Raw genomic sequence first — 14,986 nt, 5'->3', positions numbered from 1 at the left:
CGGCATGGTGTTCCAAGAACGGCCAGAAAGCTGCGGGACATCATCCTGCACTCCGACCTGCCCCAGTGGGTAAAGGACGCCCCCTGCCACATCAAGCAGAACGCGGTCGTCGAGGCGTGGTTGGCGTTTCGCCGAAGCAAAGACGCGAGGTTTCGCAGTGTGCGGGACAGGTCGCATACGCTGCAATTCAACGCCGGCAACTTTCGCAATGGGACGTGGTATCCGAAACTCACCCGAGGTTTGGCGTTCCGTGCATCCGAGGAGATGCCCAGAGAGTGGGTACGTGGAACTGAGCTAATGCGGGTGAAAGACAGATGGTATGCCATCTTTCCTGAGCCCGTGAACGAGCAGTGTTCGTTAGCAAAGGGGGTGATCGCACTTGATCCTGGAGTAAGAAGCTTCCTTACAGGGTTTGATGGGGCGGGCTTTGTAGATATCGCCAAGGGGGACTTTGGTAGAATCGCTCGGCTGTGCTACCACCTAGACGATCTGCAATCTAGGCTGAGTAAAGCACCGAGACCCAAGCGTAGGCGAATGCGGCAAGCGGCGTTTCGTCTGCGGGAGAGAATCAGGAACCTGGTGGACGAGTGCCATCGCAAGGTAGCGGCGTTCCTAACGGATAACTACCGATTGATATTCCTCCCCACTTTCGAGTCAGCCAAGATGGTTGCCAAGGCAGGGAGGAAGTTTGGTAGCAAGACAGCAAGGGCGATGCTCACCTGGGCGCACTATCGGTTCCAGCAGTTCCTGAAGTTTCAAGCCAAGAAGAAAAACGTGGTCGTCGTGGAAGTATCGGAAGCGTACACCAGCAAAACCTGCACTAAGTGCGGGCACATCCACACGAGGTTAGGTGGCGCAAAGGTGTTTAGATGCCCAAAGTGCAACCATAGGCTACCACGAGATTGGCAAGGCGCTCTGGGTGTTATGCTCAGGGCTTTGCGGGATACCGCCTTTCTGTTTGGACTCCGTCCGAGTAGCGCGGTCGCGTCAGCGTCGCGTAGCGACAACGGAAACGGACAGAATGCTATCGCTTCACCGCTGAGCAGTAATGCTTAGCAGTGTTCAGCGTAAATGTATCAGGAACTGCCTATGAGATCCCTTTTCCCTCTCTGCCTGGCCGGAGCGCTGCTCTGGGGATCCTCGCTGCCCGCCCAGACCCAGGGGATTAGGCCCCTCTTTCCCGAACCTTCCCAAACCCCGCTGCCCCCCAGTCCCGATATTCCCACCCTGCCCATTGTGCCGGATCCCCGGCCTGTGCCGGCAACCCCTGCTCCCCAGCGACCGCTGCCCAGGGGGAGTTTTGAGGAGATCAGCCGCTACCTCCGGGATCTCAACCGCGCCAAAAACCTGGCCCGCCAAGCTGCCGAGATCGCCAATGGGGGCCTACAGCGCTATCGCGCCGAAGCTTCCATGCACGGGGCAGCCATTGACTCGCCGTTTGAAGAGTTTGAAGACGCCTGGATCTTCACCTTCCGGGGGGGAGAGCCCGGCTTCGTCCAGCCCAGCATTGAAACCCAGGTGCGGGTGGACAGGCGCACCTTTCAAACCACCATCCTCTACAACGGCCCCATCCGCTCTCTGCGCTAAGGGATCCCTGGCATAATCAAAAAAAGGCAAGGGATCCAAGCTATGACCAAGTTTGTCTTCGTCACGGGCGGAGTGGTCTCCAGCATCGGCAAAGGCATTGTGGCGGCTAGCTTGGGTCGCCTGCTCAAATCCCGCAACTACACGGTGTCGATTTTGAAGCTGGATCCCTATATCAATGTGGATCCCGGCACCATGAGCCCCTACCAGCATGGGGAAGTGTTTGTTACCGACGATGGCGCCGAGACGGACTTGGACTTGGGCCACTACGAGCGCTTCACCGACACCAACATGTCCAAGCTCAACAACGTTACCACCGGCTCCATCTACCAGGCCGTGATCCACAAAGAGCGGCGCGGCGATTACCAGGGCAGCACGGTGCAGGTGATCCCCCACGTCACCCAAGAGATCAAAGAGCGGATCCGGCGAGTGGCCCGCGAGACCAACCCCGATGTGGTGCTGGTGGAGGTGGGGGGCACGGTGGGAGATATCGAGTCTTTGCCCTTTTTGGAGGCCATCCGCCAATTTCGCAAGGATGTGGGCCGGGCCAACGTGGCCTATGTGCATGTTACCCTGGTGCCTTTGATCAAGGCGGCAGGGGAGATGAAAACCAAGCCTACCCAGCACTCGGTCAAGGAGTTGCGCTCCATTGGCATCCAGCCAGATGTGTTGGTGTGCCGCTGCGAGCAGCCCCTGCCCCGCAGCATCAAAGAGAAGATCTCCGAGTTTTGTGACGTGCCGGTAGAATGCGTCATCCAGGCGCAGGATGCCCCCAGCATCTACGACGTGCCTCTGGTGCTAGAGCAGGAGGGGTTGGCGCAGCGGGTTCTGGAGATTCTCAACTTGGATCCGCAGCAGCCAGATCTACGGGAGTGGGAGCTCCTGGTGCAGCGGCTGCACCACCCCCAAGAGCAGGTGGAGATTGCCATTGTCGGCAAATACGTGCGCCTTACAGATGCCTATCTTTCCGTGGCCGAGGCCCTGCGCCATGCTGGGCTAGCCCTCAATGCCGGTGTCACCCTGCGCTGGATCTCTTCTGAGGAAGTCGAGGAGCGGGGGCCGGAAGCCCTACTGGCTGGTGTGGATGGGGTAGTGGTGCCGGGGGGGTTTGGCAATCGCGGCATCGAGGGCAAGGTGGCTACCATCCGCTACGTGCGCGAGCAAGGCATTCCCTTCCTAGGGCTGTGTCTGGGCATGCAGTGCGCGGTGATCGACTGGGGATGTCACATTGCCCACCTGGAGCGGGCCAATAGCTATGAGTTTGATCCCGATACCCCCCACCCTGTCATCAGCCTGCTGCCGGAGCAGAAAGATGTGGAAGATCTGGGAGGAACCCTGCGGCTGGGCCTCTATCCCTGTCGCATCATGCCCAATACCCTAGCGGCCAAGCTGTATGGCGAGACCATCATCTACGAGCGCCACCGCCATCGCTACGAGTTTAATAACGCCTACCGCAGCCTTTTTCTAGACTCCGGCTATGTTATCAGCGGCGTCTCGCCGGATAACCGCTTGGTGGAGATTATCGAGCTGCCCAGCCACCCCTTTTTCATCGCCACCCAGTTCCATCCGGAGTTTCGCTCCCGCCCCAACCGCCCCCACCCCCTCTTTTTGGGGTTGATCGAAGCTGCCCTGCGCAGCCGCCCTCAGCCTCACCCCCTGCAGTTGCAGAAGATGGGCTAGTTGACAGATCCCTTGTCCAAAAGTGGGGGCACGCCTCTGGTCCTGGTTCTGCAGAGCTTTGCTGAACATAAACTGCTGCGGAATCCTGGGTTTCGCCTGTGGAGCAGCCGTGGCCTACTGCCTAAAACGAGGTCATCCAATCTGCCAAAATTTCCTGTCGGCGTGGATGGCGCAGTTTGCGCATGGCTCGTGCTTGAATTTGTCGGACGCGCTCCCGAGAGAGGCCGAAAAGCTGACCAATTTCGGAGAGAGTGTGTAGGTGGCCATCTTTCAGCCCATAGCGGAGCTTGAGAATCTCTTGCTCTCGGGGGCTGAGCTGCTCCAGCATCTCTTCCAGTTGGGCAGACAGCAGGTACAAGTCCATTTGCGATTCGGGAGTGGGGCCGTTGGCGGCCTCGATAAGCTGCATCAGCTCCCTATCCTCCTCTTTGCCAACTGGAGTATGTAGCGAAAGGGTTTGGCGACCGGCTTCCAAGAGGGTTAAGAGAGCGTCCAGCTTGTCGGGGGAAATCTCCAGAGCTTTGGCAATCTCTGCTTGGGTGGGGCGACGGTTTAGGGTCTCGGTCAGATCTCGCCGGATCCGCTTCACCTGGTTGAGCTTTTCTACCATGTGCACCGGGATCCGCACCAGGCGCCCCTGATTGGCAACGGCGCGGGTGATCCCTTGGCGAATCCACCAGTAGGCGTAGGTGGAAAACTTGTAGCCGCGTTCGCACTCAAATTTTTCTGCGGCCCGGATCAGGCCGATGGTGCCTTCTTGAATCAAATCCAGAAACGGCACACCGCGATTCAAATACTTTTTGGCAATCGAGACCACCAAGCGCAGGTTGGCCCTGACCAATTCCCGTTTCGCCCGTTCCCTGGCAGCTCCCCCCTCTGCAATCAGCCGTCCCAATTTCACTTCCTGCTCGGCATTGAGGAGTGGGTAGCGAGCCATTTCCCGCAAAAATACGCCCACTGAGTCTTCCGAAAGCGAGGCTTGGGTCGCTCGGTTGCCGGGTTTGCTGAGCCGTACCTCAACCCGCTTCAGTGGAGGAGGAGAGTTCTGAACAGCTACATTCGTCCCATTTGGTTGAGATTTCATACAAACTCAAGCTCAAGTTCACAAGCGGGTGTTAAGAACTTTACTCAGTACAGGATGGAGGCGGCTAACCTTTCAGCAAACCCAACTTCCTTCAGGGATCCCTGCAGACACAGGGCAGAGATCTCGCCGGATTTCAAGAGGCTACTCGATTTCTCTAGGTTCAGACTTCAGCTTTTGCTAAGGTGGGGCGCAGACTAAACACTTCCGTGATGGTAACGGTCAGCATCCGGTAGGATTGTTAAACTGACTACAGAGTTGACCTTGTTTTGCAGTGCACCATGCCACGCCAACGGAAGAAATCGGATTTGCCCAGCAAGATTTGTCTCACCTGTCAGCGACCCTTCACCTGGCGCAAAAAGTGGGCCGACTGTTGGTCGGAGGTGAAATACTGTTCTGAGCGGTGTCGCAATCATCGCCCCAAGGGATCCCTGCCTGCTTCCCGGCAAGACGGTTGGGACGGATAATGTTGTCTCAGGATCAGGACATAAGGGTTTGGATCTGTCGGGGTTGGCGATGCGGTTTCTCAAGTGGCTGTTGCACAATCCCCACGAGACAGAAGAGGAGGATCCCTTTTTGCGGGCCATTGCCCGCATCGAAAGCCTGATCTCGAAGCTGCTTTCAATTTTGATGATCGGGCTAATCACAGTAGCAGTGGTGGACTTGGCCCGGTTCTTGGTGGCAGATTTGTTGATGGAGCCAACTGGGTTTTTCTCCACCACTTTGATCGAGATCTTCGGCCTCTTTTTAAATATTTTGATTGCGCTGGAAATTCTGGAGAACATCACCGCCTACTTGCAAAAGCAGGTGGTGCAGGTGGAGCTGGTGATCGTCACCTCTTTGATTGCGGTGGCCCGCAAGATCATCATTTTCGATTTCGAGAAGCTAGGGGGGTTGGAGCTCATTGGCTTGGGGGCAGCGACGTTGGCCCTCTCGGTGAGTTATTGGCTGGTGCGGCGAGCCAAGCCTCCATCCAAGTCCGGGGAAAATTAGGCTAGGACAGAATCCTGGTAGGATAGGGGTGGAGCTTTCCTGCAAGAATTGTGCGTGCGCGATCTAAGTTGGCCAGCCTGGTGAAGTTAGCTGTGCTGATGGTGGTGCTTTGGGTGGGGTTGAGTGCTCTCCCTGTTTTGGCCCGCCCGCATTCTTCTCGCGATTTGCTCCTGGCACAACACTTGGGCAAACCCGTGAAAACCTACAACAATCCCCCCCCGATGGTGATCGACCCGGCCAAGTCCTACACGGCCACGATGGAGACCACCGCCGGCACAATGGTTCTGGAGCTGTTTCCTCAGGAAGCTCCCCTGGCCGTGAACAATTTCGTCTTTCTGGCCAACGATCACTTTTACGATGGCGTCATCTTTCACCGCGTGATCCGCGGCTTCATGATCCAGGGCGGGGATCCCACGGGTACGGGGCGGGGTGGGCCGGGGTACCGCTTTCCCGATGAGCCGGTGCAACGTCCCTACAGCCGCGGCACTTTGGCTATGGCCAACGCCGGCCCCAACACCAATGGCAGCCAGTTCTTCATCATGCATGCCGACTACCCGCTGCCGCCCAACTACACGATCTTCGGGCAATTGATCGAGGGAGAGGATGTGTTGGATAAAATTGCAACTGCGCCCACCGGCCCTCAGGATCGCCCCCTGAAACCGGTGGAGATCAAGTCGGTTCGCATCTTGGAATCCAATTAGGTTGGGCCAATCGGGTGGAACAGTTTGGTTAAATTAACTTGGCCTCTGGCCCCATTTTTGCAACTTGCCCCCAGGGGGACTCAGGTATGGAGTTCGCTAGGCCCCGGCGAATGTCCCCCCGCATTCTGGTTCTGGATTTTGATGGTGTGCTCTGCGATGGGCGGGCGGAGTATTTTGCCTCTTCCTGCCGCGTTTGTGCTCAGGTGTGGGGCTTGGCTCCTGCTCAGCTAGAGCCGCTGCGTCCTGCTTTTGACCGTCTGCGCCCGCTGATCGAGACCGGCTGGGAGATGCCTCTGTTGTTGTGGGGGCTACAGGAAGGGATCCGGGAGGAAGACTTGCGCCAAGACTGGCCGGGCTGGCGTCAGCAGTTGTTGCAGCAGTCAGGGATCCCTGCCCTCTCTCTAATCCAAGCGTTGGATCGGGTGCGGGATCGCTGGATTGCAGAGGATCTGCAGGGGTGGCTGGGGCTGCACCGGTTTTATCCGGGGGTGGCGGCCTGGATGCGCCAGCTTCAGGCTGCCGGGGAGCCGCGCTTGGCCATCCTCAGCACCAAAGAGGGACGGTTCATCCAGCAGCTCTTGGGCCGAGCAGGGATCCAACTGCCACGCCACCGCATTCTGGGCAAGGAGGTGCGCGCCCCCAAGGCCACCACTTTACAGCGGCTACTGGCTGCCGCCCAACTGCCGGCTGAGGAGCTGTGGTTTGTGGAGGATCGCCTGCAAACGCTGCGCCAGGTGCAGAGGGTGCCGGAGCTGGAGCAGGTTCTCCTGTTTTTGGCCGACTGGGGCTACAACCTGCCGGAGGAAAGGGAAGAGGCCGCTCGGGATCCCCGTCTCCATTTGCTCAGCCTGGAACAGCTTTGTCAGCCCTTTGACCGTTGGATTGCTTCTCCTCCCCCGCCGCGCCTTTCGATTAGTCCCGCCAGCTCGGAAGACTTGAGCCAGACTCGGCCCACCCCTGGCCGGAAACGCCCGGAAGCCGGTTTGGCCTCTCTGGTGCTGACCTTGGTAGAGCTGTTGCGGCAGTTGATGGAGGCGCAGGTGGTGCGGCAAATGGAGGCCGAGCGCCTTTCTGCAGAGCAGATTGAGCGGGCCGGCAGCAGCCTACAAGCCTTGCGGGAGCAAATTCGACACATCTGCAGCCTGTTGGAGATTGACCCGGCGGATTTGAACCTGGAGCTCGGAGATCTGGGCACCCTCCTGCCCCGCCAGGGGGACTACTACCCCGGACAACCCCACCGCGAGGGATCCCTGCTGGAACTCTTGGATCGGCTGATCCACACCGGCATCGTCATCGATGGGGAGATCGACCTGGGGCTGGCGGACTTGGATCTGATCCACGCCCGCCTGAAGCTGGTGCTCACCTCCAGCGCCAAGCTCTACTGAGCCCGTGGATTGAGAGTGCTGATGGAGACGATTGGGAGAAGAGATGCCTGAAGCGGGGAGAGAGACCAGAAATCGCGGTATGCTGGCTGTGGATCCCCTTAATCTCTCTTCATAGTCTTCTCCTATGGATGTCTTTGCCCCAACCGGAAACCTGTATGCCGGTGCCATTTGGCCAGAAGTGGTGGTTACCCTCACCCTCTTGCTCGTCTTGGTGGTGGATTTGGTCGGTGGTTCGGCGGCGCGCAAAAGTCTTCCGGCCCTCTCCATCTTTGGCTTGATCGGGGCCTTGGTGACCTTGGTGTTGCAATGGCAGCAGCCCCAGTTGGAGAGCTTCTTGGGCAGCTTTGCAGCGGATCCCGTCAGCATTCTCTTCCGTGGCCTGGTGGTGGGGACGGCGATACTGACCGTGATGATGGCGGAGCGCTACATCTCTCAGTCCGGAGCGCCCACAGGCGAGTTTTATGTGTTGCTGCTCACGGCCACCTTGGGGGGCATGTTCCTCTCCGGGGCGACGGACTTGATCCTGGTGTTTGTATCTCTGGAAACCCTGGGCATTGCCAGCTACCTGATGGCCGGCTACACCAAGCGGGATCCCCGTTCTTCCGAGGCAGCCCTGAAATATCTCTTGATCGGGGCCAGCAGCACAGCCATTTTTCTCTACGGCATGTCGCTGCTCTACGGCCTTTCGGGTGGGCAAACGAAGCTGGAAGCCATTGCCTCCTCTATGGGGGATGCCGGCTTGGCAGGGATCATCGCTTTGGTGCTCTGCATTGGTGGTATCGGGTTTAAGTTGGCGGCAGTGCCCTTTCACCAGTGGACTCCTGATGTCTACGAGGGATCCCCAACGCCGGTGGTGGCCTTTTTGTCAGTGGGATCCAAAGCAGCAGGCTTTGCCTTGGCGGTGCGCTTTCTGGCCACCGTATTTCCGGCCATGACGGAAGAGTGGCGGGCGGTGCTCTCGGTGCTGGCCATTTTGACCATGGTGCTGGGGAACGTGGTGGCCATTGCCCAAACCCGCCTCAAGCGGCTGCTGGCCTATTCTTCCATTGGACAGGCGGGCTTCGTTTTGATTGGCTTGGTGGCGGGCACCGAGGCAGGCTATGCCAGCTTGATCTTTTACTTGATGGTCTATTTGGCCATGAACCTGGGGGCCTTTTTGTGCATCACCCTGTTCAGCCTGAAGACCGGCACCGATGAAATTAGCGAGTACAGCGGCCTCTACCAGAAGGATCCCTTCCTCACCCTTTGCTTGAGCATTTGTCTGCTTTCGTTGGGTGGGTTGCCCCCTCTAGCAGGCTTCTTCGGCAAGTTGTACCTGTTCTGGGCCGGTTGGCAGGCAGGGGCCTATACCCTAGTGTTGGTGGGGTTGGTCACCAGCGTCATCTCCATCTACTACTACGTGCGGGTGGTGAAAACCATCGTGGTGAAAGAGCCGCAAGAGATGTCGGTTTCGGTGCAAAATTACCCCGAGACCAACTGGCAGGCAGAAGGTATGCCTGCTCTGCGGGTCGGTATGGTGTTGACTCTGGTGGCCACCATCTTTGCCGGGATTCTCTCCAACCCCTTGTTTACCTTGTCCATCCAGGCGGTGGAGCAAAGCCCGTTCTTAGGGTTCCCGACAGCACAAGCGCCCATTCCAGAGTCCGCGAGTCTTCAGGTGGCAGTCGATGGATCTTTGGGTTCATTGACTCAGCCCAGCCAAGGGTAGTCTGTAGTTTTTCAGGGATCCACCAAGCTGACCACAATGCGTCGGTTTTGCTTGCCTTTGCTTTCGATCTTGCTCACCACCAACTTGCCAATTTCTCCTGTCGCCCGTACATGAGTGCCGCCGCAGGGTTGCAAGTCCACATTCTCAATTTCCAGCAAGCGCACTTGCCCCTGTCCGGTGGGGGGCTTGACCGACATGGTGCGCACCAGGCTGGGATTGGCTTTTAGTTCTTCATCGCTAACCCAGCGGGGGTTCACGGCGTGGTTACCTTGTACCAAAGCATTGAGACGCACCCGTCAGGGTTTCTTTGTCGGGTTTTTCTCCAGGGATGTTAAAGTCCAATCGGCTTTTGCTTTCACCCACCTGACCCCCCGTAACGCCACCTTCTACCACTGCACAGAGCAGGTGTAGAGCCGTATGCATGCGCATGTGCCGATAGCGACGTTCCCAGTCGATGCTGGCGCTGACTGACTCCCCCAGACTGAGGGGTGGGGATCCCTCTGCCGGGATGTGGAGGATGCCCGTTTCCCCCTTTTGGGTATCGACAATCGGGATGACACGACCGTCCGATGTAATCAGGGATCCCGTATCGCCGGGTTGTCCACCGCCGGTGGGATAGAATACCGTCCGATCCAACTGGATCCCGTTATCCACAAGGGCAATTACCCGAGCCTGGCAGGTGGTGAGATAGGCCTCCGCCCGAAACAGTTCTTCCGTCATGAGTCATACAGTTGTGCTGTTGCAAACTGCCCTTCACCGTAGCCTATCCGGATCCCTGGGCTAAATCAGAGCTTGCCGGGCCTTGGCGGAGATCCACTCGCTGATGAACACAGAAACGAAGATCACAAGCAGGATCATGCTCACCTGATTCCAGCGCAGGGTGTTGATGGAAGCATCTAGCTGTAGGCCAATTCCACCGGCACCGACCAATCCAACCACCGTAGACTCTCGCAAATTGATATCCCAACGGTAAACTGTTACCCCGAGGATGTTGGTGATCACCTGCGGCCAAATGGCATAGCTCAGTACCTGGGCACCGCTAGCCCCCGTGGAACGGATCGCTTCTACTGGTTCTTCGTTAATCTCTTCGATGCCTTCATAGATCAGCTTGCCCATAAATCCGACAGAGCGTAGGGCAATGGCTAAGGTTCCGGACAAGACCCCTGGCCCAAGAACAACCACCAGGATCAAAGCCCAAATCAGGGAGTTAACCGAACGGGTGCCGACGATGATGAACAGGGCGATGTAGCGCACCAGCAAATTGGGAGTGGTGTTGCGGGCTGCCAAAAAGGCCACCGGCACCGAAATCACAAAGGAAAGGGCCGTACCCAATGTGGCAATGGTGAGGGTATCCCAAAGGGGGCGCCAAAGCTGTGACATGTAGTCCCAACGGGGCGGTACCCCCCGCGAGAGCATTTCTCTTCCCTGGCGCGGTGCATCCAGCACAAAGCCCCAGGTGGTACGGTCTGCAATGAACTTAGCGCAGGCAAACATCAGTAACAGCAGAGCCAACCAGAAGGCATACTCAAGCAAAGTTTGCTTTTGATTGCGCCACTGCCAGGTCTTGATCCCACTGCTTTCCAGAACAGGCATTATTGCACCCTCTTGCGAATCCAACCAGAACTCAATTCCACCACCATCACCAGAGCGATAATCACAAGGATGATGGCAGAGGCCGTGTCATAGTCGTAGCGACGTAAGGAGGTGTTCAGGGTAGAGCCAATCCCACCGGCACCGACAATCCCCAGAATGGCCGCCTCCCGAATGTTGATGTCGAAACGATACAGAGTCAAGCCGATCATGCGGGGCAACACCTGCGGCACCACCGCGTAGCTGACCATTTGGAGCCAAGAAGCCCCCGTGGAGCGAATCGCCTCCACCTGTACTGCATCAATTTCTTCGATGTCTTCTGCCAAAAGCTTGCTGAAAAAACCCAAACTCCCAAAGGTGAGGGTGAGCACTCCAGCAAAAGGCCCAAAGCCAAACATGACCACAAACAAAATGGCGATGATCACCTCTTGGAAGGTGCGCGACAGGGCAATCAGGCCACGACAAACCAGGTAGACCGGCATTGGCACCAAGTTGCGTGCGGCCCCAAACCCCACCGGAACCGCGACAATAAATCCTGCCACGGTGGAAATGGCGGCCATGGTCACACTTTCCAGCATCCCGGTGAAAATCAAGTTGCCGCGGGTGGTGAAATCGGGATGCAAAAAGGCCAACAAGAGACGGCCACTACGCTGCATACCGCGGGCTACCCGGGCTGGATCGAAATTGAGAGTAGAAAGCGCAAAGATCAGGTAAATGACCGCCCCAAGAATCAGTCCCCAGCGAACCCAAGGATTTTTAATCAAAGGTGGTGGCGACCATTGGCGCCCGCTCAGTGTCGTTGCCTGTGCCATGGGTGTGCTCCGCACTACTGACTTCTATTGACTTCTACTGACTTCTGCAAGGGATCCCTTAGTGGGTGGCTACTCCAGCCGAGACGGCTTCGTTTTCTTCGGAGTCTTGGGCTGGGCCAGAAGCATTCCAACAGAAGCATTCCAATCTTCTTCGCCGTAGATTTCGTTTAAGACGCTGGGGGTGAGGCGATTGGGGGGGCCATCATACACCACTTCCCCAAACCGCAAACCGACGATCCGCTGGGCAAACATTTGCGCTAGAGGCACATCGTGAATGCTGATGATCACCGATAGGCCCCGCTCTGAAGCCAGCTCGTTGATCAGGCGCATAATTTGGCGGGAGGTTTTCGGGTCCAAACTGGCGGTCGGTTCATCCACCAATAGCAGCTCTGGGTTTTGCAGGAGAGCCCGGGCGATTCCCACCCGTTGCCGTTGCCCCCCAGACAAAGCATCTGCCCGCTTATCGGGAAAGTCCGACAATCCCACTCGATCCAGTAAGCGGAAGGCTTCGTCGATGGTGGCTTGGGGAAACTTGCGGAACCAGCTTTGCCAAAAATTGACGTAGCCCAACTGACCCGAAAGAACATTTTCCATCACGGTCAGGCGCTCCACGAGGGCATATTCCTGAAAGATCATGCCGATTTTGCGTCGTGCTTGCCGCAACTCCCGGGTGTTCAAGCGAGTGAGGTCGATTCGATTGAGCCAAATGCTGCCACTGGTCGGCTCCACCAAGCGGTTGATGCAACGGAGCAGCGTACTTTTCCCAGCACCCGAAGGACCAATCAAGGCCACCACCTGCCCATCGGGAACTTCTAAGGTCACCCCTTTCAGGGCCATATCGCCTGTGGGGTAACGTTTGCTGAGGGAGTCGATACGTAGCATCTTGATAACCTACTTGAAGTGGACATTTGCAATTGCGGGCCTTCTAGAACCAGATGTTTGCAATCTTGAGAGAATTTTGAAATCAGAAGGGATCCCCTATGGCTTGCCCTGAACAAGGGATCCCGATTCTGTTCAGCCCACCTATTGGGGAGGGGCATTTTCTTGAATCAGCCGGATCACTTCCCAATCTTCCTTGTAGGTGATGGGAGCAAAGGAAGCTCGGTCAAAGGCTTCTGCCAACTTAGTGCCTGCAAAGTCAAAGGTATAGAAGGCCTCGCGGATTTTCTCCTGCAGCTGTGGATCCAAATTGTGAGCATAGCCAAATGGGCCGCTGGGGAAAGTAGCCGATTTGTAGAGGGTACGAAACTGATCGCACTGCACTTGTCCGGCGATGCACATGCGGTTGAGCACATCGTTGGCAATGGGGGCCGCATCGTAGTCTCCGTTGAACACACCCAAAATGGAGTTTTCGTGCCCCCCAGAGAAATTGGCTTCGTAGTCCACACCGTCCTTAAAGCCAGTTTCCGCCTCGATCAAAATACGGGCGCTGATGTAGCCGGAATTGGAGGAGGGCTGGGTGAAAGCAATGCGGCGGCCTTTGATGTCTTCTAGTTTTTCCAAGTCACTATCGATGCGAGTGATCACTTCCATTTCGTAGCCAAAGCTACCATCTTCCTTGGCAAAAACGGCGAAAGGCACATAGCCTGCTTGGTTCACAGCGCGGGGGGTACAGCCGGTGCAGGTGCCCATGATGTGTAAACGTCCGGCCCGCAGTGCCTCGGTTTGGGCGGCCTCGGAATCAACTGGCACAAATTGCACATCTTTACCGGTCACTTGCTTGAGGTAGTCGGTAAATTCCTGCCAGGTTTCTGAATAAACGGCGGGATCCTCGGAAGAAGTGTAGGAGATGAGCAAAGTGTCAGGATTGACAATTTGAGCGGGATCCGTCGGAGTATCCGCCACCAGATCCCCATCGGCATCACAATAGCGCTCATCCATGCCTGCCGGACGAGGGCAAGATTGAGCTTGAGCAGATTGATAACCCACTAGCACAGCAACCAAACCAGCCAGGGCAAGGCTTTTGGATAACAGACGAGCCACAGAGCAAAACGCCAACATTGCAAAAACCCCCGAATGCAAGATGAAGCAAACCGTTATCAGCTAAAAAACACAAAAGTGGGCGAGAAGATCCAGCTAATCAAGAGACTTGATGTGAATTCATAAGCTACAGAATCCAAAGAAGAGCTGCAAAACTCACGTCGCCTAACGAAACTTAATAATATAGTAGCGCTGTTTGACCCCTGTAGAGTTAAGACAGGTTTAATAGGAAGTTAAGAGTGGGTTATCACATACTCGTCGAGATGGGGTATGGACGGAACCAGCCAGTGCGATTTCTCTAGATTCAGCTCTAGATTCAGAACTATGTAAATCAGGGATCCTCTCTGGGCAGGGGATCCCTGAGGACTGCCTAAAGCGTATATTCCACGCCCTCTTCTTCCTGAATGCGACGGATGATCTCCCAGTTTTCTTGATAAGTAATCGGTGCAAAAGCTACCCGGTTAAAAGCTTGTCGCATGGCTGTGCCCTCAAACTCAAAAGTAAAGAAGGCTTCTCGGATCCTTTCTGCCAGCTCAGGGTGGAGATTGTGGGCATGGCCGAAAGAGCCGCTGGGGAAGGTCTCCGATTTGTAGAGGCTGCGGAACTGGCTACAATCCACTTGCTCGTTGAGGCACATGCGATTAAGCACATCGTTGGCAATGGGGGCGGCATCGTAGTCTTCGTTGAACACACCCAAAATGGAGTTTTGGTGGCTGCCAGAAAACTCGGCGATGTAGTCTCCTGCCTCATCATCCAAGCCTGTCTCTTGTTTGATCAAAATGCGAGCACTGATATAACCGGAGTTGGAGGAAGGATGGGTAAAAGCTACACGACGACCGGCAATATCATCGAGGGCTTGAATATCGCTATTCACATGAGTGATCACTTCCATCTCGTAGCCGATGGATCCATCTTCTTGTTGGAAAATGGCAAAGGGCACAAAGCCGGCAACATTCACGGCTACAGGAGTACAGCCTGTGCAGGTACCCATAATGTGTAGACGTCCAGCGCGCATTGCCTCGTACTGAGCAGCCTGAGAATCGGCAGGGACAAATTGCACCCGTCTACCGGTGACTTCCTCTAAGTGAGCGGTGAATTCAGCCCAGGTATTGGCATAGACAGCTGGCTCTTCTGAGGAGGTATAAGACACCAACAGCACTTCCGGATCTACCCACTCCGAGGGATCCTCCGGCAAATCGGCAACCAGATCCCCCACCCGATCACAGTAGCGGGCATCCATTTGAGGAGGGCGGGGACAGTCTAGACGAGCCTGAGAAAGGCTGCTGCCCAACCCCAAGGTGACAGCTCCCGCCAATCCAGCTCCCATCACCAGCTTTCCCAACGGGATCCGAGTTCCAAAAGAAGATAGTGTCATCATGAATAAAAGCTCCCAACTATGGCAATCAACAAGAGCATCTGACGAACCCAGAAGAGGTAAAAATTCCTCCTCTAGGCCCTAGAAGTCTTGCCTG

16 protein-coding genes are annotated in these 14,986 nt (G+C 56.4%); 8 read left to right on the top strand and 8 right to left on the bottom strand.

What is annotated here, in order from left to right:
* The 3 genes from ACVWXZ_RS07280 to ACVWXZ_RS07270 all read left to right on the top strand — a co-directional run.
* On the top strand, nucleotides 1–1,056 hold a 1,056-nt coding region (locus ACVWXZ_RS07280), incomplete at its 5' end, for an RNA-guided endonuclease InsQ/TnpB family protein (RefSeq protein WP_457403180.1).
* A gap of 33 nt (nucleotides 1,057–1,089) precedes the next feature.
* A complete protein-coding gene (locus ACVWXZ_RS07275) occupies nucleotides 1,090–1,587 on the top strand; it encodes a hypothetical protein (protein WP_457403179.1) in 498 nt (165 codons plus the stop codon).
* 42 nt (nucleotides 1,588–1,629) lie between these two features.
* Complete coding sequence (locus ACVWXZ_RS07270; protein ID WP_414329188.1) at nucleotides 1,630–3,264, top strand: CTP synthase; 1,635 nt, start codon at nucleotides 1,630–1,632, stop codon at nucleotides 3,262–3,264.
* Nucleotides 3,265–3,385: 121 nt separating this feature from the next.
* Here ACVWXZ_RS07270 and ACVWXZ_RS07265 read toward each other — a convergent pair whose 3' ends face one another.
* The gene (locus ACVWXZ_RS07265) at nucleotides 3,386–4,348 is read right to left on the bottom strand and encodes a sigma-70 family RNA polymerase sigma factor (RefSeq protein WP_457403177.1); all 963 of its coding nucleotides are present in this window, start codon (nucleotides 4,346–4,348) and stop codon (nucleotides 3,386–3,388) included.
* A 278-nt stretch (nucleotides 4,349–4,626) separates the two neighbouring features.
* Between ACVWXZ_RS07265 and ACVWXZ_RS07260 the strand changes: the two genes are divergently transcribed.
* The 5 genes from ACVWXZ_RS07260 (at nucleotide 4,627) to ACVWXZ_RS07240 (ending at nucleotide 9,132) form a co-directional block, all read left to right on the top strand.
* The gene (locus ACVWXZ_RS07260; protein ID WP_041437321.1) at nucleotides 4,627–4,812 is read left to right on the top strand and encodes a DUF2256 domain-containing protein; all 186 of its coding nucleotides are present in this window, start codon (nucleotides 4,627–4,629) and stop codon (nucleotides 4,810–4,812) included.
* 49 nt (nucleotides 4,813–4,861) lie between these two features.
* Nucleotides 4,862–5,338, top strand: a complete 477-nt coding sequence (locus ACVWXZ_RS07255; RefSeq protein ID WP_457403190.1) for a phosphate-starvation-inducible PsiE family protein — start codon at nucleotides 4,862–4,864, stop codon at nucleotides 5,336–5,338.
* Nucleotides 5,339–5,559: 221 nt separating this feature from the next.
* A complete protein-coding gene (locus tag ACVWXZ_RS07250; RefSeq protein WP_414356714.1) occupies nucleotides 5,560–6,039 on the top strand; it encodes a peptidylprolyl isomerase in 480 nt (159 codons plus the stop codon).
* A 110-nt stretch (nucleotides 6,040–6,149) separates the two neighbouring features.
* Nucleotides 6,150–7,424: a gas vesicle protein GvpJ gene (gvpJ, locus tag ACVWXZ_RS07245; protein WP_457403175.1), complete on the top strand. Its 1,275-nt coding sequence runs from the start codon at nucleotides 6,150–6,152 to the stop codon at nucleotides 7,422–7,424.
* A 124-nt stretch (nucleotides 7,425–7,548) separates the two neighbouring features.
* A complete protein-coding gene (locus ACVWXZ_RS07240; RefSeq protein ID WP_457403174.1) occupies nucleotides 7,549–9,132 on the top strand; it encodes an NAD(P)H-quinone oxidoreductase subunit N in 1,584 nt (527 codons plus the stop codon).
* 11 nt (nucleotides 9,133–9,143) lie between these two features.
* On the opposite strand, the gene ACVWXZ_RS07235 is transcribed toward ACVWXZ_RS07240, so the two are convergent.
* From ACVWXZ_RS07235 to phnD (ACVWXZ_RS07205), 7 genes are all read right to left on the bottom strand, one after another.
* Nucleotides 9,144–9,389, bottom strand: coding sequence for an alanyl-tRNA editing protein (locus ACVWXZ_RS07235; RefSeq protein WP_202943694.1), 246 nt, complete (start codon nucleotides 9,387–9,389; stop codon nucleotides 9,144–9,146).
* 7 nt (nucleotides 9,390–9,396) lie between these two features.
* On the bottom strand, nucleotides 9,397–9,852 hold the full coding sequence (locus ACVWXZ_RS07230) for an alanyl-tRNA editing protein (RefSeq protein WP_457403173.1): 456 nt from the start codon (nucleotides 9,850–9,852) through the stop codon (nucleotides 9,397–9,399).
* A 60-nt stretch (nucleotides 9,853–9,912) separates the two neighbouring features.
* Entirely contained in the window at nucleotides 9,913–10,725 is an 813-nt protein-coding gene (gene phnE / locus ACVWXZ_RS07225; RefSeq protein WP_457482338.1) for a phosphonate ABC transporter, permease protein PhnE, read from the bottom strand.
* Entirely contained in the window at nucleotides 10,725–11,534 is an 810-nt protein-coding gene (gene phnE / locus ACVWXZ_RS07220) for a phosphonate ABC transporter, permease protein PhnE (protein WP_457387130.1), read from the bottom strand. The genes phnE (ACVWXZ_RS07225) and phnE (ACVWXZ_RS07220) overlap by 1 nt, the downstream gene beginning before the upstream one ends.
* A gap of 69 nt (nucleotides 11,535–11,603) precedes the next feature.
* The gene (gene phnC / locus ACVWXZ_RS07215; protein ID WP_457441923.1) at nucleotides 11,604–12,416 is read right to left on the bottom strand and encodes a phosphonate ABC transporter ATP-binding protein; all 813 of its coding nucleotides are present in this window, start codon (nucleotides 12,414–12,416) and stop codon (nucleotides 11,604–11,606) included.
* Nucleotides 12,417–12,557: 141 nt separating this feature from the next.
* Complete coding sequence (gene phnD, locus ACVWXZ_RS07210) at nucleotides 12,558–13,535, bottom strand: phosphate/phosphite/phosphonate ABC transporter substrate-binding protein (protein WP_457403171.1); 978 nt, start codon at nucleotides 13,533–13,535, stop codon at nucleotides 12,558–12,560.
* 349 nt (nucleotides 13,536–13,884) lie between these two features.
* Nucleotides 13,885–14,841, bottom strand: coding sequence for a phosphate/phosphite/phosphonate ABC transporter substrate-binding protein (gene phnD / locus ACVWXZ_RS07205; RefSeq protein WP_457403189.1), 957 nt, complete (start codon nucleotides 14,839–14,841; stop codon nucleotides 13,885–13,887).
* Between the last annotated feature and the right edge of the window lie 145 nt (nucleotides 14,842–14,986).

The sequence above is a fragment of the Thermostichus sp. MS-CIW-38 genome (assembly GCF_054058415.1).
This window is presented reverse-complemented; position numbering and strand designations above follow the sequence as displayed.

Bases quoted from the DNA above. Each gene is read 5' to 3' on its own strand.
- ACVWXZ_RS07275 (WP_457403179.1), top strand. From the start codon at position 1,090: ATGAGATCCCTTTTCCCTCTCTGCCTGGCCGGAGCGCTGCTCTGGGGA.
- gvpJ (WP_457403175.1), top strand. From the start codon at position 6,150: ATGTCCCCCCGCATTCTGGTTCTGGATTTTGATGGTGTGCTCTGCGAT.
- phnE (WP_457482338.1), bottom strand. From the start codon at position 10,725: ATGCCTGTTCTGGAAAGCAGTGGGATCAAGACCTGGCAGTGGCGCAAT.
- phnD (WP_457403171.1), bottom strand. From the start codon at position 13,535: ATGTTGGCGTTTTGCTCTGTGGCTCGTCTGTTATCCAAAAGCCTTGCC.
- ACVWXZ_RS07230 (WP_457403173.1), bottom strand. From the start codon at position 9,852: ATGACGGAAGAACTGTTTCGGGCGGAGGCCTATCTCACCACCTGCCAG.
- ACVWXZ_RS07250 (WP_414356714.1), top strand. From the start codon at position 5,560: ATGGTGATCGACCCGGCCAAGTCCTACACGGCCACGATGGAGACCACC.
- ACVWXZ_RS07240 (WP_457403174.1), top strand. From the start codon at position 7,549: ATGGATGTCTTTGCCCCAACCGGAAACCTGTATGCCGGTGCCATTTGG.
- phnC (WP_457441923.1), bottom strand. From the start codon at position 12,416: ATGCTACGTATCGACTCCCTCAGCAAACGTTACCCCACAGGCGATATG.
- ACVWXZ_RS07255 (WP_457403190.1), top strand. From the start codon at position 4,862: ATGCGGTTTCTCAAGTGGCTGTTGCACAATCCCCACGAGACAGAAGAG.
- phnD (WP_457403189.1), bottom strand. From the start codon at position 14,841: ATGGGAGCTGGATTGGCGGGAGCTGTCACCTTGGGGTTGGGCAGCAGC.
- ACVWXZ_RS07260 (WP_041437321.1), top strand. From the start codon at position 4,627: ATGCCACGCCAACGGAAGAAATCGGATTTGCCCAGCAAGATTTGTCTC.
- ACVWXZ_RS07270 (WP_414329188.1), top strand. From the start codon at position 1,630: ATGACCAAGTTTGTCTTCGTCACGGGCGGAGTGGTCTCCAGCATCGGC.
- phnE (WP_457387130.1), bottom strand. From the start codon at position 11,534: ATGGCACAGGCAACGACACTGAGCGGGCGCCAATGGTCGCCACCACCT.
- ACVWXZ_RS07265 (WP_457403177.1), bottom strand. From the start codon at position 4,348: ATGAAATCTCAACCAAATGGGACGAATGTAGCTGTTCAGAACTCTCCT.